The sequence below is a fragment of the Myxococcus llanfairpwllgwyngyllgogerychwyrndrobwllllantysiliogogogochensis genome (genome assembly GCF_006636215.1).
GTDB lineage: Bacteria > Myxococcota > Myxococcia > Myxococcales > Myxococcaceae > Myxococcus > Myxococcus llanfairpwllgwyngyllgogerychwyrndrobwllllantysiliogogogochensis.
In genome coordinates, this window is record NZ_VIFM01000754.1 from 1 (window position 1) to 451 (window position 451).

Here is a 451-nt window from a genome sequence, read left to right on the forward strand (position 1 = left end):
GTATCGCCCACGTATTCCATAAAATCATCCCGATGGCGGATATGGGCTTCTGGTACCACTTCGGTATCCTGTTTGAAGCGCTGTTTATCCTCACCGCGCTGGATGCGGGTACCCGCGCAGGCCGCTTTATGCTGCAGGATCTGTTGGGTAACTTCGTGCCGTTCCTGAAAAAAACCGACTCGCTGGTCGCCGGGATTATCGGTACCGCCGGCTGCGTCGGGCTGTGGGGCTACCTGCTGTATCAGGGCGTGGTCGACCCGCTGGGCGGCGTGAAGAGCCTGTGGCCGCTGTTCGGTATCTCTAACCAGATGCTGGCCGCCGTGGCGCTGGTGCTTGGCACCGTGGTGCTGGTCAAGATGCAGCGCACCAAATATATCTGGGTCACCGTTATCCCGGCGGCATGGCTGCTGCTGTGCACCACCTGGGCGCTGGGCCTGAAGCTGTTCAGCAG

Annotated in this window: 1 protein-coding gene; it reads left to right on the forward strand. The window is 60.5% G+C overall.

The features are described 5' to 3' along the window. The coding region (locus FJV41_RS55740) for a carbon starvation CstA family protein (RefSeq protein ID WP_281291675.1) at nucleotides 1-451 on the forward strand (451 nt) is incomplete at both ends.